This is a genomic window from Pelosinus sp. sgz500959, assembly GCF_042610375.1.
GTDB lineage: Bacteria > Bacillota > Negativicutes > DSM-13327 > DSM-13327 > CTSoil-075.
Map to the genome: position 1 here is coordinate 61,014 of NZ_JBGJZL010000007.1, position 22,465 is coordinate 83,478.

A 22,465-nucleotide genomic window follows, 5' to 3' on the forward strand; every position below is an offset into this window, starting at 1 on the left:
AATAAAAAGTCATTTATCTGAAGCTATCATAAATTCTATAAAAATAATGAATACTGCCGATTTATAAAGGTATTATCAAAAAAAAGTAGAATATTCTTAATAAAAATCTACTATATACAAATAGAAAATACTTGTAGCCTAATTGACAATTGATGTCCTATGTACAACTTCAAAAGAGGAGAAGTGAGAGCATGAAATGGTTTCATAATTTGAAAATGGTGCAAAAAATTGTTAGTCTTGTTGGTATTATGAGTATTTTTATCATGATTGTTGGGGTGACTAGTTATTACATTCAGAAAAATACAGAGACTCATTTAGACTATATGTATAAGGATTGTCTATTGCCTGTCAAATGGCTTAACAGTATAAAGTCTAATTTGAATGAGTCGGAATTATTTGTGTTAAAAACTGTTGTCACACAAGATCCTATACAGCAGAGGGAATATATAAAGGAAGTTGAAATCAATATCAAGGAAAATGATGAATTTCTTTCTTTATATGCAGAAAATCTAGATGAAGTAGAAAAAGTAAAGTTTAATGTAATCGCTCGTAAAATAACTGTATTTAGCGAAAGTAATGCTAAAATCATTACCTTGGCTACAACGGGTAAACAAAAAGAAGCAATGGAACTTTTTTATGCAACGGAAAAATCCAATAGGGAATTAATTTCTTTGATTGATGAATTAGCTACATATAATGAAAATATTGCAGATGATACGAATAAGGCGAACGATCAAGAATCTGCCCTTGCCGCGAACGTGATGGTTGGAATGATTGTTCTAATAATAATTGGCGCCTTTGTTATTGGGATAGTCATCGCTCGTAGGATTGCGAACCCAATAAAAGTGGTAGTAAGGCAAATTAAAGAAGTCGCCAGTGGGAACCTTGCTGTCAAGGATATTGAAATTAGTTCGAAGGATGAAGTTGGAGAACTTGCCAATGAATTAAATACTATGACAACTCATCTGCGTGATTTAGTAAAACATGTGACCCATACAAGCCAACAGGTGGCTACTTCAGCTGAAGAACTGACTGTTAACGCAGGACAATCCGCTCAGGCAACCAATCAAGTAGCAGGAACCATTAGTGAGCTTGCGCAAGGAGCTGAAAAACAAGTGAATGTCGTTGGTGCTACTGTTACAGTTGTAGAACAAATGTCAGTAGGTATTCAGCAAGTCTCTACCAATGCAAACGCAGTGTCGAGTGTAGCAGAGAAGACGGCTAGTGCAGCTATTCAAGGGGACAAGGCCGTAAATGCTGCGATGAATCAAATGAAAAGCATTGAAAAGTCTGTTTCTAGCTCTGCACAGGTGGTTGCGAAACTCGGTGAACGATCAAAAGAGATTGGACAAATTGTCGATACCATTTCAGGGATAGCAGGTCAGACCAATTTATTAGCACTAAATGCGGCTATTGAAGCTGCTCGCGCAGGGGAACAGGGTAGAGGATTCGCTGTAGTCGCAGAAGAGGTACGAAAGTTGGCAGAGCAATCCCAAGAAGCTGCTAAGCAAATAGCTGGTTTAATTTCCGAAATTCAGTTGGATACGGGTAACGCTGTTCTTGCCATGAATGAGGGTACTCGTGAGGTCAAGGTTGGCGCTGATGTAGTGAATAATGCAGGGCAGGCATTTAATGAAATTGTTTCTCTCATTGGTGAAGTTTCGTCCCAAGTCAGGGAAATTTCTGCTGCCATTCAACAGATCGCTTCAGGAAGTCAGCAAATTGTCATATCGATACGGGATGTAGACAGAATCGGTAAAGAAGCTGCTAGACAAAATCAGACTGTTTCAGCTACCACTGAAGAACAATCAGCTTCAATAGAAGAAATCGCTGCAGCAAGTCAAGCTCTAGCACGAATGGCTGAGGAGCTACAAGGTACTGTTAGGAAGTTCAAGGTTTAAGGTAAAGAAATGAAAGAATAAGAACTATATCATATAGAAAAATCTTGAACCTTTGCGAAATGCGATGTTCAGGATTTTTTTGTTCCCATTATTATTGAAGGAGGAATATCCTTAACCAGTGAATAATAGATAGGTATAAACGGCTCAAAATGGAGGGAATGACATTTATGTCGGATAAGCAAAGTTGGCGAACTGCTTTCTTACCAGCAACTCCAAGGTTGATTGAACAATATGAGACTAATGAAAGAAGATTATTTGATGATTTATTTATTAAAATTTTTTTCAGTAAGATGACTCTGTTTATGATGCAGTTTAGAATCATCAGAGATATTGAAAAAATGATGTCAGACATTCTTTCAGTAGGTGGTTCGGGGTTAATACTGTGTAGGACGAGGTATATTGATGATTTACTTCAGACCTCAATTGATCACGGTATTGAGCAAGTGGTTATATTAGGTGCAGGGTTAGACACAAGGCCATATCGAATAGCAGGTATTCATCATACCAAGATATTTGAAGTTGATTTACCTATGATGCAAGACATTAAAAAAGAAAAGATCAGAAAATGTCTTGGAACATTACCAAACCATATAAAGTATGTATCAATTGATTTTAATCAACAAAGATTGGACGAAGTATTGGAAGATGCGGAATTAGACATTGGAAAACCCATTTTCTTTATATGTGAGGCAGTAACTCAATATATCATGGAAGAAGCCATAGAGAGTATATTTAGATTTATTTCCAAGACCGTAACTGGCAGTACTGTGGTCTTTACATACATTTTAAAAAGTGTAATCGATAAAACTTCTAGTATAGAGGGAGCAAACAACGTAATGGATTATTTTGAGACAAAGGACCAAGAGTGGAAATTTGGACTTGAATCATCAAAGATTGAGGAGTTTCTAAAACAATTTAAACTTACACTGATAGAAGATGTGGGAGCTTCTTACTATCAAGAAAGATATTTAAAGCCTATGGGCCGGAAGTTGGATGTATCAGAAATAGAGAGAGTCGTTTATGCTAAAAGAATGGAGTGGTAAAGTGAAGAAAAGATTTTGTTTGTTAATTACTTATATGGTTCTAGGAATTAGTTTAAATGGGTTTAATATAGTTTTTGCAGCGGGTACAGATAAGGCTGAGATGATTGGGGAAAGCCATACGATTCCATATCCTTCTGGTTATAACATAACCAGTGAAGGTGCATCCTCGTATAATGGTGTAAGTAATGTTAAAAATTCTCTTTATTACTCAAATTTGGATTTTTACAATATGAAATCAACTGAGACCTTAGCAATTTTACCAAGGTATAAAACATATCAGCAAACAACAGAAGTGACTTGCGGTCCTGCTGCAGCTTTAACTGTTCTTTATTATTCAGGAAATACAAGTTGGGATGAACTTAAGATTGCTAAAATAATGGGAACGAAGCAAGGAACAGGTACGGATACTCGTGGAATGGTTAAGTTCTTTAAGGCCATTGGATGGGATGTTAAATCAAGTCTGACTACTGCTAAGAAAGATGGTACAACATTCGCAAGCGTTAAAGATTTTAAAGACTTTATTATCTCCAATTTGAAAAATAATACTCCGATCATGGTTGAAAATATTGATTGGGGTGGACATTGGAGAGTTATCATTGGGTATGATGATATGGGGACAGAGACGGTATCTGATGATGTTCTTATTCTGGCAGATTCTTACGATACGGCAGATCATTCCCAGGATGGATATAGTATGAGTCCGGTGGAGAAATTTTACTATATGTGGTTTGACGCTCATATGTTGCCCAAAGATCAACAGACGCAACAGTGGTTGACAGCAACATCGCCACAATCATAATGGATTAAAACCTTATCATTACGCTTTACTTCATTAGGATATACACAGCATGAGTAGAATATAGAATTTTAGATTGCTGACAATCAAAAATGCGTAAGAAAAATAGTTGACATAGAATTCTATAAAATATAATATTAAACAATGAAAAATAAATTTAGGGCAAACCTATTGAAAGGTAGGGACGCAAAGCTATGGGTCTGTTGGCAAAATGATGCCTATGATCGCCAGGTTGCCTAATTCTGCTGAAAAGCAGTAGGCACCTGTTTTTTTTATGTATTTTCGCTAAGACTCAAGCTAAAAGCTAGAATTACAGAGAATGTGAGGAGGTAAATATGGAAAGAAAAAATGTTGAGTTTGAATTGACCGAAGAGGAATTCACTAAATTAATGCAGGATTTACCGCAAATTCTTGCAGATCTGATGAGAGAAGTTGGTGAAAATGATTTAGAAATTTCGCGAGTTAGATAGTGTATATATTTTGATGACAAATAGAATAAAAAGAATAACTACTATCCTAATATTATAACTAGCCGCAACCTTAGCAAAAAGGCATGCGGCTAGTTATGATTCGTATTATTAATATAGCACTAGATATTTCATCGGATCGATAGGAGTGTTGTTGACGCGCACTTCATAATGTACATGGGGACCAGTGCTATAGCCAGTGCTGCCAGCATAGGAAATAACCTGTCCTTTTTTGACTTGTTGTCCGACAGCAACGGCCAGTTGAGAGTTGTGACCGTACAGTGTGGCAATGCCATTTCCATGATCAATTTGTACTAAATTGCCATAACCACCAGCCGGGCCGCTCACTACGACTTCTCCATCAGCAGTGGCTACTACTGGTGCACCCATGGCATAGGCAATATCGATACCAGGATGCAACTCATTGCCCCCACCAAATGGCCCAACACGCCAACCAAACCCTGAACTAACGGTTCCGCGGGCGGGCCAAATCGAAGGTGTCGCTGCTAGATTAGCAGTTGGTTTAGAGGTGGTCGGGGGTGGTGTTGGTAAACTGGCAGTGGTCGGCAGATCAGTTTTAGTTGCTGTTATACCCTGTGCGGCAATGGCTGGCGACTGATGTAATGGGAGAATGAGTATGGCGGTGGATAAGAGTAGCGCACAGAGCAGGAAAACCCGCCATGGTGTGAAGGGGATTAACCTTTTTATAATGGTTGCTTTTTTGGCAACTGGAGCTTTTGTGGAATCGGTCATAACTAAGTTTCCTCCTTGAGAACAGTTCGTTTGTCTACCATTTTATATTATAACGGAAATGGAGAAATTTTGCCTGCTTAATTTAAAAAACTACTAATCATAAGAATACTTGACGGCACTTTCGAAACATGAGAACATAGTAACGGTTAAGCTTTCATATTGGAGATGACAATTATGCAGGTATCTATACCTCAATTTCGTAAGTCCATGATCGTAATTATAGCACTGGCACTTATCGGCTTTCTCGCCAGTACAATTCCTTCTTCTCGGCAGCGACCGCTAGTTAACGTTACTGTTGCACCGTTCAGTACTGTTAATAAACCATTGTACATTGAACGAGCCGGGTCATCTGTGCATGCAACGATGGTTCCTGTTTATAGTGAAGGGGCGGGGCGTGTCAGCGATGTCTATGTAACCGCAGGGCAGGCAGTAAAAGCAGGTCAACCTTTGGTTAAGCTGGAGATCACTAGCGGGGGCGGTGAAACTATGACAGCGTCTACTCCTGCGCCGATAGACGTTTCTCCGGTAACGAAGGATGCATATGAAAATGCACTAAAAGATTATAATCGGTATAAAACACTCTATGAACAAGGTGCAATCCCTCGTAAACAGTTAGAAGCTGCAGAAGCGCGTATGCAGGCAGCAGAGCCAAGCACCCAGAGTCAGCAGAGCGTGGCAGCTGCTCCTGTAAGGAAAAGTACCATTGTGAGCGGTCCAGTTACGATTCAGGCATCGATTGATGGAACGATTACTGGAAGTGTAGTAACCGTCGGCAGTGGGGTTCAGGAAGGCCAAGAACTTATGGCCCTTGGCAGTGGGCAAGAGGTTGAAATTGCCGTAGCGCTAGAACAAAACGAATTATATTTTATTCAGCTTGGCTCACAGGCCGTTATAGAGGTAGCGGGACAGAAACTTTCAGGACAGATTTCTGGTATTTATCCTGAAGTTAAAGATAAGCAAATCGTATCTTTTATGGCCCACATAAAACTAATACAGTCACCAGGAAATCTGTTAACACCAGGAATGTCTGTCATCGTACGTATTCCTACTGGACAAGAGGTTGCTGCGATCGCGGTTCCTAGCCAAGCCGTGCTTCGTGATGAAGAAGGCCAGTATTTTGTTTTCTTTGCTAGTGAAGGAAAAGCAGTTCGTCAACAAGTAACTATCGGTGAAGCTATCGGAGAGTTTTTGGAAGTCACAACAGCGATACCACAAGGCAGTCTAGTAATTACAAGTCATCTTGATCAGCTTAAGAATGGGGATACAATTACTGTTGTAGAATAAAATTTTATATAACATAAGGAGTCCTGCTAAATGTAGAAAATTTGGCAGGACTCCTTATGTTATATAGTAAATATAGATGTTATCGCAGGTGATTTTAAATAATGGATAATTTGTTTGCTACGGCGGATGTTCCATTCATCATTTTGACTAACATCGTTGTACTACATGTTATAGGGGATGTAGTACAATATTACTTTTCACCAGAGGAGGATAATATAACGATATTGACGGAATAATCTTATAAATCTATAATGAATCATAAGTCAGTAAGGATTCAAACTTCGGATCTAGCAATGCACGCTGTGAGCAAGAGAGAGTCCTTTTTTGCTTTGAGCGAAGTTTTAAGGAGGGCTGAAAATTGGATTTTACTATTATTGCTGAATATGGTTGGATGTTAGTGATTCTTATCTTCTTGGAGGGGATTTTAGCAGCTGATAATGCTTGCGTCTTGGGGGTCATGGTTAAGCATTTGCCAGTGGAAGAGCGTAAGCGAGCTCTTATGTACGGGCTAGCAGGCGCATTTGTTTTTCGAGGAGTGTCTTTGTTCGCAATATCAATGCTGATTGAATGGTGGCAACTGCAAGCGGTGGGAGCGTTTTATTTGATTTTTTTGAGTCTTCATCATGTTTATAAATCATATTTGCACCAAAATGAGGCTGCTGGCAAACCGGTTTTTGCCGAGGGCTCGAGTTTTTGGAGTACCGTGATAAAAGTTGAAATCGCAGATATCGCTTTTGCGGCGGATTCGATTTTGGCGGCCGTCGCACTGGCAGTTAGTTTGCCAAGAACTTCGCTACCCCATATTGGAGGACTCGATGGTGGGCATTTCCTAGTTGTTTTTTCCGGTGGATTTATTGGTCTGGTGTTTATGCGTTTTGCTGCTCAGTGGTTCGTTGATATTCTGTTACGTAAGCCAGGATTGGAAACAGCAGCATATCTTTTAGTTGGCTGGGTAGGCGTTAAGCTTGGGATTTATACTCTCTCTCACCCAGGCGTTGGGTGGTTGGAGGCTGAATTTTCTGGCTCTGTAGAGTGGAAACTTATTTTCTGGATCGGATTCTTTCTAATTTGTAGCGGTGGGTGGTTTCTCTCAAAACCTGTAACCATCAACAAAGATCAAGAATAATAGAATTGAAATGATAGAGGTTAAGATAAAAATTATATTCACTTATTGGCATGGGGAAAGTCGACTAATCTTTAAATCACAGCGCTGTGATAGATCAACAATCTGTCCATCTTCAGTTCTAACGATCGGTGAACAATAATTCTCTCGATTAAAGAATACAATCTCAGCCTCTTGTCCACTTGAGAGAATAATTTTATTAAAAAGGAGACTGTCACGTACACGATCAATCAAATGTTGACATACATCTGGATCGAAATTAATGTACATTTCACGAGTGAGTACATCTAGTATTGGAAAAGGATTTGCGTGTTCATCGTTGTACGCCAAATTATGAAAAAGATCGGCAACCGCAATGATTTTAGCATAAGGGTGGATTTTCGACCCCGGCGTTCCATTGGGAAATCCGCTGCCATTACTACGCTCACGATGCTGCATAATTCCCAAAAGGACTTTACTAGAAAGCCCCTTTGTCTCTCTAAGTAAACGACCAGTTTCTGACATATTTGCCTGAGCATGTGGAACAGTAGTTTTATTGGTTGCCAAACTTCCAATGTCATGTAGAAGGCTGGCAAATACTACCTCTGAGATGTCATCTTCGTTCCACTTCATCTGACGGGCAATGATACCTGCGAAATAAGCTACCATTACAGAATGACGAGGAATGAAGTCAGCTAATTTGTGATCACTAATCAGCAAATGATTCATAACTTCAAATTTATTATTTGAAACGGATGAGAAAATGTTCCCAGCCGTATTCTTTAAATGAGAAACAGGTATCATCATCTGTTTTCGAATCATATCAAAAGATTGGGCTGTATCGGTAACAATTGAATCATATTCTTGCACGAATTGAAGATATTCTGTAGGTTGAGATAGCGGAGGTATTTCCAGTGAAGACGTATCAGTTTCTTCCGTATCGGTATGAATAAAAACACTTTGGATATCCCAAGTATCTAATAAGGAAATGTGTCTTGATGTTAATACCGTATCTTTACCGAGAAGTACTTTACCACTGATGGAATGGACTGCATCCGATGTAATATTTCCTTCGATTAACTCTTTAACAGCTACTATTTTTACCATAGTATTGATCCTCCTTCGTTCCAAATGAGTCTGCGACAGCTCGCTTTATCATACTTATAATAAGAGATTTATAGCAAATGACATGATCGTTACTAATTCAAATAATTCTAATCAACGATTCTCACAGTATTCTAGATTACATGATATATTCCATATAGATCATGATAAATCCCACAAACTAAAGCCCTATTTACATTAGGCATAAAGTCCTTGTATTTCCAGAAAGAGCTTGTAGGAAGGTTTGTCAATATGAGAAAACTATGATAATATAGTAGCGTATCAGAAAGCCACGAAATATTTTTTTATGAAATTGTAAAAAAGAAATTGAAAATAATTTTTATATCGTAGAATAAACAATAATGAATGGAGAATTTTAAATTATGCTTGAGTTGCCCAATTGCCCAAAATGTAATTCAGAATATACTTATGAAGATGGAAATCTTTTAGTTTGCCCAGAATGTAGTCATGAGTGGACTTTAGGATCAGAGGCTGAAAATAGTGATGATAAAAAAATTATCAAAGATGCAAATGGAAATGTCTTAAATGATGGTGATTCTGTAACCGTAATCAAAGACCTTAAAGTAAAAGGCAGTTCTTCAACCTTGAAAGTAGGTACAAAAGTAAAAAATATACGTTTAGTTGATGGAGACCATAATATTGATTGCCAAATTGATGGCTTTGGGGCAATGAAATTAAAATCTGAATTTGTGAAAAAAGCGTAAAATAAATCATTTTCCCTATAAAAAAACTCCTATCAAATTTTTGTCAAAAAATTTGATAGGAGTTTTTTCTATTATAACAAAGATGCATAGGGAAGGCGTTATCCTCTTATCATAGGGAATAGCTGTCTTCTTCAAGAGTTTGTTCTGCCGTATTAGCATAATTAAGTCCCCATTGGCACAGAGTACCTAATATAGGTAAGAGGCTTCTTCCCGTTTCTGTCAATGAATATTCTACTTTCGGTGGAATCTGTGTATATATAAATCGGGTTACAAGTCCACTGGCTTCTAATTCTCTTAGTTGTTGCGTTAACATTTTTTGCGTGATTTTGGGTAAGGTTTTCTTTAATGCACTAAACCGGAGGGTATTTTCTCCTAGATGCCAAAGAATTAATGCTTTCCACTTACCGCCGATCAGGTCTAATGTTAATTCCATAGAGCACTGATATTCGATATTTTTAAATGTAATCATGTGCGGTCACTCCAATTATTTTTAGTCATGAAATAGTAATACTATATATAGTATGAAAATAGATACTATGGCACAATAAAGTGCGTACTTGATGAAAAGTATCCTATGATTTACTATTATATCAGATCAGACATTTTTTGGAAAGCTGTTAATCTGTGGTGATTTGGTATTCTGCAATCAGTAGAAATTTTTAAGAGTGAGAGGAAGTGCAGTTCATTTGAAAGTGATTGCTTTTTAATGGGAGTCCAAGAGTGAATGGTACATGTGTAAAATAATAAATGGGGGAATTATAATGATTATTAACAGCCAAGAAATTGAAGAACGTGCAGTAGAGCGAATTGCTGACCTAATGTGTGTGGCAGCAAGGACAGCTCCCAAAGCTAAGGGAGTTGATAATCTGGTGACGTTGATCGTTAATGGACAAGACAAAGAACAACTATCAGCAGAGATGCGACGTATTGCTCAAGAGTCAGGTATGGACTTCTTTCAGCGTGATGCCAATTGTATTGATAAAGCAGCATTGGTGGTATTATTAGGACAGAAAGTGAAACCTATGGGCGTGAAGCCTTGTGGATTCTGTGGTTATGCTGATTGCAGCGAATGTGCACAAGGTACTGGACGATGTGCGATCAGCATTGGAGATCTAGGGATAGCTTTAGGTTCGGCAGTTGATGCTGCTGCTTCTTATCATGCTGATAATAGAGTCATGTTTAGCATCGGTAAAGCAGCCGTCAATCTCGGTCTTTTGGGAGCAGAAGTTAACGTGGCCTATGGGATACCACTCAGTATTACTGGTAAAAGCCCATTTTTTGATCGCTAATCGACAAGGCAAGTAAGATAGTCCTTGTTTTGAATAAGATGATACTAAGTGAAAAACTATTGTTGATTTTGTAAAAAAATTAACAATGGTTTTTCTATTTATTGAGTGTTATATTTTACGAAAGTTTTATAGAAGTTTATAAAAATTTTATAAAAGATTTAAAACCAGTTTAACATCTTTTCTTATAATAAACTCATAACAAATCAAGGAGGCTTATAAATAAGATGAATAAACTTAAACTGTTGTATGACGTGGTCAAAAATTTACGGGATAAAGAGATGATTAATGGTGCACTAACAGCACAAGTACAAAAAGATCAGGGGAAGATCTTTTATCTAAAAAACCAATTTGAAAAAAATCTGGTGACAATGCAGACGACTGCAACTGTAACTTCTGAAGTCGATTATGAAGGAAAACAAGTCAAACATCAAAGTACTACGGAATTTAAGCATCATTGCTCCGATAAGAGCATGCGTCATAAATTATTTAACCATATGCATCATGGCAGAAAATGCGGAGGACTCAAAGCAAAACTTACAAAATTCGCCTTTGTATTAGGTCTCTTAGATCGCATGAAAGCAGAACAACAAGAAAATAAAACAACTCTCGTTACACTCGAGATCACAGAACTACCCGAAGATATTAAGAGTTTAATCCAGGAAAAAATGAATCATATGGAATCGCGCCAAGATCACGATCGCTGCTGCTTTATGAAAGAGTTGCATTACATAGAAAAAGGCAATTTTTCATTAGCCATGTCCGTCAGTAAAGATGATGAAATTGAAAAAATCGTGATAACTTTTGATGGCGTACAACACGACGAAGAAAATAAAGAGCATGTTTTGGCAATCGTCGTTGAGTTAGAATTAAATACATAATCATGATGTGAGTTACGATCGTACTGGGTGCAAACTAAAAGAATGGTTTGCGCCTTTTTCTATACTTACAATATAATAATGTCATAAGAGAGAAAGTGTAGGTGATAGAGATGTTTAGGTGTGATAAACCTTACCCTCATTGTGATCGAGAAAATCAATATAAAGAAAAATTTTTTGCGACCTTTCCGAATATGCATCGACATCATCATCGAGAATTTCGAAAATATCATCAATATTTTCGTTATTTTCGACCGGTGATTGTGCTGTTCAATATTTTGATTTTATATCTATTATTTACTTGGGGAGGATTTAAAGGGGTCGGTATTTTTTTGGCAGTCATCATTAGCTTAAAAGAAATTGCTCAGTTTATTTTTATCCTACGTTTAGAGAAACGGATATTTACGCCAATTGAAAAACTCAGGCTTGGTGTAGATGAAATTGCTAAGGGAAACTATAATGTAAAAGTCGAATGTGATGTCCCTAATGATCTTGGTTTATTAATTTTTTCTTTTAATGAAATGGCACAAAAATTATATGAGGGTGAACGAATACAAAATGAGTATGAAGAAAATAGGAAGACCTTAATCGCTAATATTTCTCATGATTTAAAGACACCCATAACGGCTATTCAGGGCTATATTGAGGCGTTACTCGATGAGAATAACAAATTTGAAGGAGACAAGGAGAAGTATCTAAAAACCATCCATCATAATACACTTTATATCAATAAATTGATTGATGATCTATTTCTTTTCTCAAAACTAGATATGCAAAAATTAGATTTTAATTATGAAAGGATAGAAATTTGTTCTTTCATGGATGATTTCATGGAAGAATATAAGTTTCACCTTGAAGAAAAAAATATCCAATTTCAATATATTTCAGAGCTAGAAGAGAACTATCACATCAATCTTGATCGAAAAAGATTTCATCAGGCTTTTAACAATATTATTAGCAATGCCGTTCAGCATGGACCGGAGACGGATTTATCGATAAAAATTAGGCTATATCAAGAAAAAGATTGCATTTGTCTTGGAATTCAAGATAATGGATATGGGATTGCCCCGGATAAGCTACCGTATATTTTTGATCGCTTTTATCGTATTGATGCGGAACGTAAGAAAGATTATATGTGTACTGGCCTTGGCCTTGCAATCGCGAAAGAACTGATCGAAGCTCACTGCGGGGAAATTACTGTTTCTAGCAAGGAAAAGGAAGGCACTTGTTTTACGATGGTACTTCCGATTTTGCAAAGTATGAGGATGGGATGATAACATGAAACGCATATTAATTATTGAAGATGATATGGACATTGCTGAATTGGAAAGGGACTACCTTCAATTGAATGGCTATACTGCTGAAATCGTTCAAGATGGAGTGTTAGGACTAAAGAAAGCAATGACGGGCATGTATGATGTCATTGTTGTTGATTTGATGCTGCCCCAAAAGGATGGCTTTGAAATTATCAGAGAGGTTCGAAAAAAACTGGAGATACCGATCATCGTTGTCTCAGCTCGTAATGATGACATTGATAAAATCAGGGGACTTGACTTTGGGGCTGATGATTATTTGACAAAACCCTTTAGTCCTGCAGAGTTAATCGCTAGAATTAAGTCTCATATCAAACGTTATGAACGTTTAAAAGGTCATACTTTTTCTGAAATTATCCAGCATAAAGGTTTGGAAATAAACATGGCGTCTCATAAAGTCATGGTCAATAGCATACAGGTTCAATTGACAACCAAGGAATATGAGTTATTATTATTTTTAGCGACTAATCCTAATATTGTTTTTACTAAAGCCCATATTTTTGATACCATATGGGGCGATGAGTGTTATGGCGATAATGCAACCGTTGCTGTCCACATTCAAAAAATCCGCAAAAAAATTGAGAAAGATCCTTCCAATCCAGAATTTATTGAAACTCTCTGGGGAACGGGCTACCGTTTTAATCCCATATAAAAAATTGGAGCTTACAAGCTATGAAAAAATATAAAAAAGTTTATTTAGAAATAACCAATGTATGTAATTTAACATGTAATTTCTGTCCTGAAACCAAAAGAAAAGCTGAATTTATGTCAGAAGCTACATTTAAACAAATGTTAGATCAAATTAAACCCTTTACCGATTATATATACTTACATGTGAAGGGAGAACCTTTATTACATCCTCAGTTAGGGAGCTTTCTAGACATCAGTTATGAAAAAGGCTTTAAAGTAAACATAACAACAAATGGTACTTTAATCGATAGAGTGGGAGATACTTTACTTGGAAAACCTGCAGTGAGGCAAATTAATTTTTCCCTTCATAGTTTTGATGGAAATGAGAAAGTCATATCGAAAGATGAGTATATTGACAAGATTCTTAGCTTTGCTAATCAAGCAATGATTGAGTCAAAGCTCATTATATCCTTACGGTTATGGAACTTAGATGAAGCTTTATTAACAGAGGATCAAAGAAAAAGAAATATAGATGTTATTTGTAAAATTGAAGAGAACTTTAAACTACCTTATAAAATACAGGGTAATTTATCTGAAAGTAAATCATTAAAAATAGGGGATAGAATCTACTTAAATCAAGATTATGAGTTTAAATGGCCTGATTTAAAGGAAGAAGAGGATTTTGCTAAAGGATCCTGTTATGGCCTGAGAAATCAAGTTGCTATTTTAGTTGATGGTACAGTCGTACCTTGCTGCCTTGATGGAGAAGGGGTTATTCAGTTAGGTAATATCCATGAATACAAATTCGCTGATATTATAAGTACAACAAGAGCTGAAAAGATAAGACTTGGTTTTTGTAATTATGATGTCGTCGAAGAACTTTGCCGAAAATGTGGATATCGAAAAAGATTTGGACAAGGTATATAATTCCCGAGTAGAGATGATACAGTTAGCTGTGTCATCTCTACTGGTGAAATGTTGTAGAACGAAGGAGTATAATGTAATTATTTAGCAGGAATTAGTAATTTAAAAAGAGAATATAGCCATGAGGGACTTCACCAAGAACTTTTGAATCAACCTGTAACTACGGCCGAAAAAAAGGAGGGTGTAGCGAATAGCATATTTTTAAAGATGTTTAAAAAACTGAACATTCCGACGATAAGGTGTAGATTATTGGCAAAAGAAAGATTCACTGGTAGAACAACCATACAAAGATCATCTTGTTATGCTAGAACTAAAAATATCGGGTAATGAACTGTTTATTATATAAAAGAATAAGAAACTATTTGTAAGGAATAATAAAGCGTGGATGCAAATTAGCTATAAAATGATCATTATCTCGTAATTTTCCAATATGAAATCAAGAAAATTTTATAAAAACTATAAAAAAGAGGAGAGACTAATATGGAAAATGCAATGTTTTGCTATCAGTGTGAACAAACTTTCGGTGGAAAAGGCTGTACCAAAAGTGGTGTTTGTGGAAAAACACCTGAGATCGCAAATTTACAAGATTTATTACTATATCAGTTAAAAGGGATTTCTTGTTACGCAAAACCTTTAATTGAACAAGGAAAAATGATTGATAAAGAAATTGTAAAGTTTGTAGAGAATGGTCTATTTACAACATTAACAAATGTAAACTTTGATGCTGAAAATCATGTAAAATTAATCAAAGAATCACAAAAAATAAAGGAAACATTAAGAGAACAAGCACCAAAAGGACAATATCCAGATGCAGCTACTTATAATGCAAGTGATACAAAAGAAGCGATGCTAAAGGATGCAGTTAAAGCTGGAATTATGTATGACCAAAATCTCGACGCTGATATTCGATCCTTAAGATCAACTGTATTATTTGGTTTAAAAGGTATCAGTGCGTATGGTCATCAAGCAAGGTTTATAGATTATCATAGTGATCAAGTAGATCATTTTTATTTCCAAGGATTAGAATCGACGACTAATGATAATTTAACCCTTGATGAGATGATACGTATGGTAATGAGAACAGGAAATATGAGTGTAGAAGTCATGAAGGTACTCGATGAAGCAAATACTACAACATATGAAAATCCTTCTCCTCATAAAGTAAATATGAATATTAAAAAAGGTCCTTTTATCATTATATCAGGACATGATCTAAGAGATTTAGAAATGCTACTTGAACAAACAGAAGGTAAGGGAATTAATATTTATACTCATGGTGAGATGCTGCCAGCCCACGGCTATCCAGCACTAAAAAAATATAAACATTTAGTAGGTAACTATGGATCTGCTTGGCAAAATCAACAGAAAGAATTTGATGGCATACCAGGCTGTATATTAATGACAACCAACTGTTTAATGAGACCAAGAGAAACATATAAGGATAGAATCTTTACGACGAATGTTGTTGGTTGGGACGGAGTAAAAAATATCGAAGTGAATGCAGATGGGACAAAGGATTTTAGTGAGATCATAAATAAAGCACTGGAACTTGGTGGCTTTACAGAAGATCAGGAAGCAAAAGAAATCTTAGTTGGCTTTGGACATCATGCAACATTATCCCATGCGGAAACAATCGTTAGTGCTGTCAAAGAAGGAAAAATAAGACATTTCTTCTTAATTGGTGGTTGTGATGGAGCTCGACCAGGAAGAAGTTATTATACAGAGTTTGCTAAAATGGTTCCTGAGGATTGTATCATTCTTACCTTAGCTTGTGGTAAGTACAGATTTAACAATTTGGACTTTGGGACAGTCGCTGGATTACCAAGATTATTAGACATTGGTCAATGTAATGATGCTTATTCAGCAGTTAGAATTGCTACGGCACTCGCCGATGCCTTTGATACTGATGTAAATTCGCTACCACTCTCTATTGTACTTTCTTGGTATGAACAAAAGGCCGTTGCAGATTTATTGGCACTGTTGTCCCTTGGAATAAAAGGAATGTATCTAGGACCTAGTTTACCAGCATTTATATCTCCTAATGTATTACAATATCTAGTGGAAACATTTGATATAAAACCAATCAGTACCCCCGAGGATGATTTAAGAAGTTCACTTAAACAAGCAAACTAATAGAGACGTAACGTGAAAAACACTACTATAGATTGCTATAATCTATAGTAGTGGGAAAAGGTATAAATATAAACCATAGTAGATTCCTTATTTTAAGGGACTACTATGGTTTTTACTATTCATTCTGCTGTTTTGTAGATTTACTGAAATTTAATTATCTAATTTGATGCATGTCACTTTTTTTTTTAGCTATAGAGGATAGTATTAGACCATGATATAAAGAAAAAAATATTCTTCATCCACGACTAGGCGGCAGTAATCAAAAGCATTAAAGGGGTGGCGTTATGTATCGATTAGGTGTAGATATAGGCTATTCTACATTAAAATATACCATATTAGATGACAAAGAACGAGAAATCGGTAGTGAATATTTATTTCATAAAGGTAATATTGAAGCAGTATTTATTGAGATGTTGAAAAAAATAGAAACTGATTATAAAATTAAAGAATTTTATTTTGGTATTACTGGGGATCAAGCAGAGCGTATGCCTACATTAAAAAACTATCATCTTAATGAAGTTACAGTTTTGATTGAAGGAGCTTTTGCTAGCAATCCTTCCTTGCAGACTATTATTGAACTAGGAGCACAGAAAGCAAAGTTTATCACCAATCTTTCGGCACAAGACAAAACACACATCAAATTTTCCATGAATTCAAGCTGCTCGGCGGGAACAGGCTCTTTTTTAGAAGAACAGGTTTCTCGGTTAGGGATTAGTTTGTATGAGTATTCAAATTACACGGAAAAAGCGACAACTATACCTCGAATAGCGGGACGATGTAGTGTGTTTTCAAAAACAGATATGATTCATCATCAACAAGAAGGTGTGAAAACGGAAGATATATTATTGGGGCTTGCTTATGCTCTGGTAAGGAATTTTAAAGCCAATGTGGTGCAAAAAAGTACAGTTGTACCACCGGTTATGCTTGTTGGTGGTGTGGTTCATAACAAAGGGGTTATAAAAGCCTTAAAAGATGTATTTCATTTAAAGGACGGAGATATCTTAATACCGGAAAATTTTGATCGGGTGAGTGCTTTGGGCGCAGCTCAACTGGGGAGTGCAAAAAAGCATGTAGTGACCCTTGAAGAACTTAAAAGTGCAGTTGGTTTATCACATAAAAGTAGCACACAAGAGGATGGTTATCCTGCCTTGTACCCCTTCGGGAAAAATGAAAGCAGCAATAAACATAATTGCAAAACGAGTACGAAGATTTATGAAGGTTACTTAGGGATTGATATTGGCTCTACCAGTACAAATTTGGTATTGATTGATGATGAGAAGAATGTAGTAGCCTATCGATATTTGCGTACCAAGGGTAATCCACGGCAGGTCGTTCGCGATGGAATTGACTCTTTGCAAGAGGAGTTTGAGCATCGTCTCACGATAAAGGGAATGGGTACTACAGGGTCGGGGCGCTATCTTGTTGGTAATGAGTTGGGGGCAGCCCTTATTGTTGATGAAATTACGGCACAAGCAAAAGGTGCGGTAGAGGACGATCCAGAGATAGATACGATCTTTGAAATCGGTGGACAAGATTCAAAATATATTAGCATACAAAATGGTATGGTTGTGGATTTTGAGATGAACAAAATCTGTGCCGCAGGAACGGGATCGTTTATTGAAGAACAGGCGAAAAAGCTAGATATAGCAATTGAGGATTTTTCTGCCTTAGCACTGGGCAGCGAGAAACCTTTGAATTTGGGAGATCGATGTACGGTTTTTATTGAAGGAAATATTAGTAAAGCCTTGGCGAGTTATGAAAGTAAGGAAGATATCGCTGCCGGTCTAGCTTATTCTATTGTAAGTAACTATCTAAACCGTGTGGTGGGTAATCGGCCAATTGGTAAAAAAGTATTTTTGCAAGGGGGAATTGCTTATAATCAAGCAGTCATTAACGCATTTCGAGCTGTACTTAAACGTGATATTGTCTTGCCACGGTTTTTCAGTGTAACAGGTGCCTTAGGTACTGCACTTTTAGTTAAAGAAAAGTTAGGGAAAAGTGATGAGATCATTGAGAAAAAAGTCAGTGATTCGATTCCTCAAGACGTTGGGCTAGAAATGGAAAAGTTATTTCTAAAGGGCTATACTGGTGAAATTGATGATAAAAAAGCTACGATTGGTATTCCCAGAGTGTTATTTTTGCACAAATTATTTCCGATGTTTCATGAAGTATTTAAAACACTGGGTTTTAATGTGATATTATCGAAAGCAACAGATGAGGAAATTGTGGCTCTTAGCCAAGAATATTCTTTAGATGAAACCTGCTATCCTATTAAGCTGATTAATGGTCATGTAGCCTCTTTGTTAAATCAAGGTGTAGATTATATTTTTCTGCCAACTCTGTATACCATGAAACATGATGTTTCAAAAACCAGAGAGGATTATGCTTGTGTATATATGCAGACCACATCGCAAATTGTCTCCCATGTGATGGATTTAGAGAAAAGAGGCGTGAAATTATTATCTCCAGCTCTTTCTTTTAAATTTGGTAAAGCTTATATGCTAAAGACATTATTAGGTATGGGAAAAGAACTGGGAAAAAATAAAGCCCAGATGGCATTTGCTGTTATGAAAGGTATGGCGAGATTGCAAGAATATAGCCGAGATGTGGAAGTCTTAAGCCAGGAGTTGGTACAGAGTCTACAAGATGAGGAAAAGGCCTTTGTGATCATGACGAGAAGCTATAATGTGGCTGATCCTATACTCAATATGAAGATTCCTCAGAAATTAAGAGCGATGGGGTATAAGGTGCTAACTCTCGCTAACATTCCGGCATTTGACTATGACGTATCTGAAGATTATCCTAATATGTATTGGCCCTTTGGACAGCATATTTTGGCAGGGGCAAAGATTGTAAGGAATATGCCTAATCTTTATCCTATTTATATTACAAACCATGGCTGCGGGCCAGATACGGTGCTGAGTCATTATTTCAACGCTGAGATGAAAGGGAAACCCTATTTGCATATTGAAGTTGACGAACATTCGTCAAGTGTGGGTATTATTACTAGATTAGAGGCTTTCGTTAATAGTTTGGATAATTATGATGGAAACATAGAGACCGGAAAAGTACTCGAGAATATAACCGACAGTACAGAAGACATAATCCAGCCCAAAATCTTATTGCCCAATATTTATCCCTATAGTCAAGTCTTATGTGAATGGTTTAACCATAAGGGGATTTCAGCAGAACTTTTACCGCAAACAAAACAGCGATCACTAGAAATCGGAAAAAGATTTACTAAGTCGAAAGAATATTTATCTATGTTTTCCTTACTAGGAGATATTTTTTATCATTTGGAAAATACGGGTAAAAAGGCTATTAAATTATGGTTGCCACAAACTGAAGGTAGTGAGGTAAATGGTCAATATGGGAAATTGGTTCATGAGAAGATAAAAGAGGAGGGCTACCTAGGAGAAGTAATTTCTCCATTTATCGAAGATTTGTTAGAAGACGAGGAGTATGGCTTTGACTTTGCCTTAGGGGCGATCGTGGCTGATTTAGTGATGGTTTCTGATCCGCAAGATCGAGAAACTGTTTTGATGAAGGGATTGGATTTGATCAAAACAGACCAGCTAAATGAAGAAAATATTGTTCAGCTCTCCCGATATGTTTATGATCAGTTGGAAAAAAAGACATATGATAAACAGATCTATGTACTTGGAGAATTTAGCGTTGTATTTAATGGGTATCTAACTAATTTCCAATTAGAAGCTTTGGAAAAAAAACATAAAATTATGTATCAACCCCTGTCTGAAATACTGCTCTTTGTATGGCACGATCATCTAAAGAAAGACTCAAAGAATAGCAGAGAGTTTAAAGAAAAACTGAAGAATTTAAAGAATTTGATGAAAAGAGTTTCGGGTAGTTTATCAAAATATAGTTCCTTTGATGAAGATTTTGATGAGTTATTGAGAGAAGCTGATCGAAGATTACCCCTATATGCTGGAGGGGCTGGACGCTACCGATTAGCTAAGATGTTCCGTTGCCCAGAATATGTAGATGGTATTTTAACAGTGAGTTCAATGTATGAAAATACTGCCACAATCCAGAGGATACTGAGGGATCGTGACAAAGGAGAGCTAAAACATCCTGTGCTGGACTTGGCCTTTGATGGATCTAGTCATAGCAATAATAAAGAATTACTTGATACATTTATGCACTATCTATAAGACCTCAATTATAAGTTGGGCAGACATAGCTAGGAATCTTATTCCTTGTCATGTCTGCCAAATCATTATAAAACTTAGGTGAAACGCCATACATTTTTTTAAAGGCTCGGTTAAAATTAGAATAGTCATGAAATCCACTATCCAGGCACGCCGTAGTGATCGGTTGACCTGCCCGAATCAATTGATTAGCAGCAATTAATCTTTTTTGCAATGTATAATTATGTATGGTATGGCCTGTATGTTGTTTAAACTTGCGCATTAAATGGTATTTGCTTAAGAAAAAGACCGCAGATATCTTTTCAATTGATAGATCATGTGCGATATTTTGGTCAATATATTTTAATACTTCACAGATCATTTCATCACGTTCAATACCAGTGGACATCACATCTGTTGCTAAAGCCATTCGATTTATATGTATAATCAATTGCAAAAAAAGTGAGTTTCGAAGTACTTTGTCACCAAATTGTTCATTTTGACAAGTGTTATGGATTTGTTCAAGGATGGATTTGATTAGGATTAATAGCTCTGGAGAAGTGCGTAATAAATTGGACTTTTGTTGATAAGCTAATTCAAAACAGGTTAATAAATTAATTTCGTCATCTCTATTTTTTTGCAGAAAAGAAGGTTTAACCCATAAAATCATTCGTTTATAAGGAACTACCATATTAATGACCGGCTTATGGATTGTATCCTGATGAATGAGCAAAATATCCCATGGCTTTAATTGATAGCCTATTCCTTCAACATAATATGTTACCTCACCTGAAAGAAAAATAACAATTTTGTGAAAGTCATGATAATGGGATTCGATTTTCAGTTCTTTTGTATCACTTAAATTAAAAAAACTAAAATCATTAGAAAGATATCCTCTTTTGACATTTTCAAAGTCCACATCTCTTCTCATATCATATACCTCATATAAAAAATCTTGACGATCATTTATTGTCTATTCGTCATAGCATCTTTTGCAACCTTCTTAGCAGGTTAAGCAATGTTATAAGCAAAGATATTGCTTATAATTAAGTTGAAAGCAGCAGAAGATTATAATATGACAATCAATATGAGATTGCACGATCATCTGCTAAGCAAGGAGGATTTTAAATGAATTTTGATTTTTATAAATATCACGCTTTAGGTAATGATTATATTGTGATTGATCCGAATAAAGTTAATATCAATTTAACAAAAGAAAATATTCAGTTACTATGTCATCGTAATTTTGGGATTGGTTCAGATGGTATTTTATATGGACCGTTTTTTCAAGAAGATGCAATCTATTTTAGAATATTAAATCCAGATGGCAGTGAAGCTGAAAAAAGCGGTAATGGCATTCGAATTTTTTCGCGCTATTTGTTTGATGCTGGTTATCTGAAATCCAATCAGTTTTATCTTGAAACATTAGGCGGTAAAGTGCATGTTGAACTGCTGGATTCGAAAGCTCATCTCATTAAAGTGGATATGGGAAAAGTCACATTTATGAGTTCACAAATACCAATGACTGGTCCAGAACGGGAAGTGATCAATGAAGAATTAATCATCAAAGAAAAAAAGCTGACTATCAATTGTCTTTCCATCGGAAATCCTCATTGTGTTATTCCTCTTACTACAATCTCTAAAGAACTAGTGGAAGAGTTAGGTCCTATGATTGAAAATCATGAAATTTTTCCAAACCGCATCAATCTTCAACTGCTTAAAGTACTTGATCGTAATCATATACAAATCGAGATTTGGGAACGTGGTGCAGGTTATACCTTGGCTTCAGGAAGTAGCAGTTGCGCGGCCGCCAGTGTTGCCTATAAAATGGGACTGGTCAATGAAAATATTACCGTTTCCATGCCTGGTGGACAGATTGAAATAAAAATGGCTCCTACTGGACATGTATATATGACTGGTTCCGTCACTGAAGTTTATAAAGGATATATAGCTGACCAATTTTTAAAATGAAATACGC

At 36.4% G+C, this 22,465-nt stretch carries 19 protein-coding genes, 1 pseudogene and 1 riboswitch; of the genes and pseudogenes, 16 read left to right on the forward strand and 4 right to left on the reverse strand.

Annotated features, from left to right (window positions below; genetic code table 11):
- Positions 1–191 precede the first annotated feature (191 nt).
- The 4 genes from ACAN52_RS12405 (at position 192) to ACAN52_RS12420 (ending at position 4,210) form a co-directional block, all read left to right on the forward strand.
- Entirely contained in the window at positions 192–1,901 is a 1,710-nt protein-coding gene (locus ACAN52_RS12405) for a methyl-accepting chemotaxis protein (RefSeq protein ID WP_378955151.1), read from the forward strand.
- Between the two features lie 167 nt (positions 1,902–2,068).
- Positions 2,069–2,944, forward strand: coding sequence for a class I SAM-dependent methyltransferase (locus ACAN52_RS12410; RefSeq protein ID WP_378955153.1), 876 nt, complete (start codon positions 2,069–2,071; stop codon positions 2,942–2,944).
- Entirely contained in the window at positions 2,922–3,743 is an 822-nt protein-coding gene (locus ACAN52_RS12415; protein ID WP_378955155.1) for a C39 family peptidase, read from the forward strand. Before ACAN52_RS12410 ends, ACAN52_RS12415 begins: the two co-directional genes overlap by 23 nt.
- A gap of 148 nt (positions 3,744–3,891) precedes the next feature.
- Positions 3,892–3,980, forward strand: a riboswitch (cyclic di-GMP riboswitch).
- Between the two features lie 95 nt (positions 3,981–4,075).
- Positions 4,076–4,210: a hypothetical protein gene (locus ACAN52_RS12420; RefSeq protein WP_378955156.1), complete on the forward strand. Its 135-nt coding sequence runs from the start codon at positions 4,076–4,078 to the stop codon at positions 4,208–4,210.
- 108 nt (positions 4,211–4,318) lie between these two features.
- Here ACAN52_RS12420 and ACAN52_RS12425 read toward each other — a convergent pair.
- Positions 4,319–4,723 (reverse strand): annotated as a pseudogene (locus ACAN52_RS12425) (M23 family metallopeptidase); the annotation flags it as partial.
- Between the two features lie 411 nt (positions 4,724–5,134).
- On the opposite strand from ACAN52_RS12425, the gene ACAN52_RS12430 reads away from it, so the two are divergent.
- The 3 genes from ACAN52_RS12430 (at position 5,135) to ACAN52_RS12440 (ending at position 7,370) form a co-directional block, all read left to right on the forward strand.
- Positions 5,135–6,244, forward strand: coding sequence for an efflux RND transporter periplasmic adaptor subunit (locus tag ACAN52_RS12430; protein WP_378955158.1), 1,110 nt, complete (start codon positions 5,135–5,137; stop codon positions 6,242–6,244).
- Between the two features lie 101 nt (positions 6,245–6,345).
- On the forward strand, positions 6,346–6,480 hold the full coding sequence (locus tag ACAN52_RS12435; protein ID WP_378955160.1) for a hypothetical protein: 135 nt from the start codon (positions 6,346–6,348) through the stop codon (positions 6,478–6,480).
- 122 nt (positions 6,481–6,602) lie between these two features.
- Positions 6,603–7,370 carry a TerC family protein gene (locus ACAN52_RS12440; protein ID WP_378955161.1) on the forward strand — a complete coding sequence of 256 codons (768 nt, stop codon included), beginning with the start codon at positions 6,603–6,605 and terminating at the stop codon, positions 7,368–7,370.
- 42 nt (positions 7,371–7,412) lie between these two features.
- Here ACAN52_RS12440 and ACAN52_RS12445 read toward each other — a convergent pair whose 3' ends face one another.
- Positions 7,413–8,453 (reverse strand): HD-GYP domain-containing protein, encoded by a 1,041-nt coding sequence (locus ACAN52_RS12445; RefSeq protein ID WP_378955162.1) that lies wholly within the window; start codon positions 8,451–8,453, stop codon positions 7,413–7,415.
- 380 nt (positions 8,454–8,833) lie between these two features.
- On the opposite strand from ACAN52_RS12445, the gene ACAN52_RS12450 reads away from it, so the two are divergent.
- A complete protein-coding gene (locus ACAN52_RS12450; protein WP_378955164.1) occupies positions 8,834–9,175 on the forward strand; it encodes a zinc ribbon domain-containing protein YjdM in 342 nt (113 codons plus the stop codon).
- 109 nt (positions 9,176–9,284) lie between these two features.
- Here ACAN52_RS12450 and ACAN52_RS12455 read toward each other — a convergent pair whose 3' ends face one another.
- Positions 9,285–9,644 (reverse strand): winged helix-turn-helix transcriptional regulator, encoded by a 360-nt coding sequence (locus ACAN52_RS12455; RefSeq protein ID WP_378955166.1) that lies wholly within the window; start codon positions 9,642–9,644, stop codon positions 9,285–9,287.
- Between the two features lie 292 nt (positions 9,645–9,936).
- On the opposite strand from ACAN52_RS12455, the gene ACAN52_RS12460 reads away from it, so the two are divergent.
- The 7 genes from ACAN52_RS12460 (at position 9,937) to ACAN52_RS12490 (ending at position 20,511) form a co-directional block, all read left to right on the forward strand.
- The gene (locus ACAN52_RS12460) at positions 9,937–10,464 is read left to right on the forward strand and encodes a ferredoxin domain-containing protein (RefSeq protein WP_378955167.1); all 528 of its coding nucleotides are present in this window, start codon (positions 9,937–9,939) and stop codon (positions 10,462–10,464) included.
- A 224-nt stretch (positions 10,465–10,688) separates the two neighbouring features.
- Complete coding sequence (locus tag ACAN52_RS12465; RefSeq protein WP_378955169.1) at positions 10,689–11,342, forward strand: hypothetical protein; 654 nt, start codon at positions 10,689–10,691, stop codon at positions 11,340–11,342.
- Positions 11,343–11,452: 110 nt separating this feature from the next.
- Entirely contained in the window at positions 11,453–12,613 is a 1,161-nt protein-coding gene (locus tag ACAN52_RS12470; protein ID WP_378955171.1) for a sensor histidine kinase, read from the forward strand.
- A 4-nt stretch (positions 12,614–12,617) separates the two neighbouring features.
- Entirely contained in the window at positions 12,618–13,304 is a 687-nt protein-coding gene (locus tag ACAN52_RS12475; RefSeq protein ID WP_378955174.1) for a response regulator transcription factor, read from the forward strand.
- A gap of 20 nt (positions 13,305–13,324) precedes the next feature.
- Positions 13,325–14,209 carry a radical SAM/SPASM domain-containing protein gene (locus tag ACAN52_RS12480; protein WP_378955176.1) on the forward strand — a complete coding sequence of 295 codons (885 nt, stop codon included), beginning with the start codon at positions 13,325–13,327 and terminating at the stop codon, positions 14,207–14,209.
- A 477-nt stretch (positions 14,210–14,686) separates the two neighbouring features.
- On the forward strand, positions 14,687–16,339 hold the full coding sequence (hcp, locus tag ACAN52_RS12485) for a hydroxylamine reductase (protein ID WP_378955178.1): 1,653 nt from the start codon (positions 14,687–14,689) through the stop codon (positions 16,337–16,339).
- 284 nt (positions 16,340–16,623) lie between these two features.
- Entirely contained in the window at positions 16,624–20,511 is a 3,888-nt protein-coding gene (locus ACAN52_RS12490; RefSeq protein WP_378955180.1) for an acyl-CoA dehydratase activase, read from the forward strand.
- Positions 20,512–20,515: 4 nt separating this feature from the next.
- Here the strand turns inward: ACAN52_RS12490 and ACAN52_RS12495 are convergent, their stop codons facing one another.
- Complete coding sequence (locus ACAN52_RS12495; RefSeq protein ID WP_378955182.1) at positions 20,516–21,418, reverse strand: AraC family transcriptional regulator; 903 nt, start codon at positions 21,416–21,418, stop codon at positions 20,516–20,518.
- A 197-nt stretch (positions 21,419–21,615) separates the two neighbouring features.
- Between ACAN52_RS12495 and dapF the strand changes: the two genes are divergently transcribed.
- Positions 21,616–22,458, forward strand: coding sequence for a diaminopimelate epimerase (dapF, locus tag ACAN52_RS12500; protein ID WP_378955183.1), 843 nt, complete (start codon positions 21,616–21,618; stop codon positions 22,456–22,458).
- The last annotated feature ends 7 nt before the right edge of the window (positions 22,459–22,465 follow it).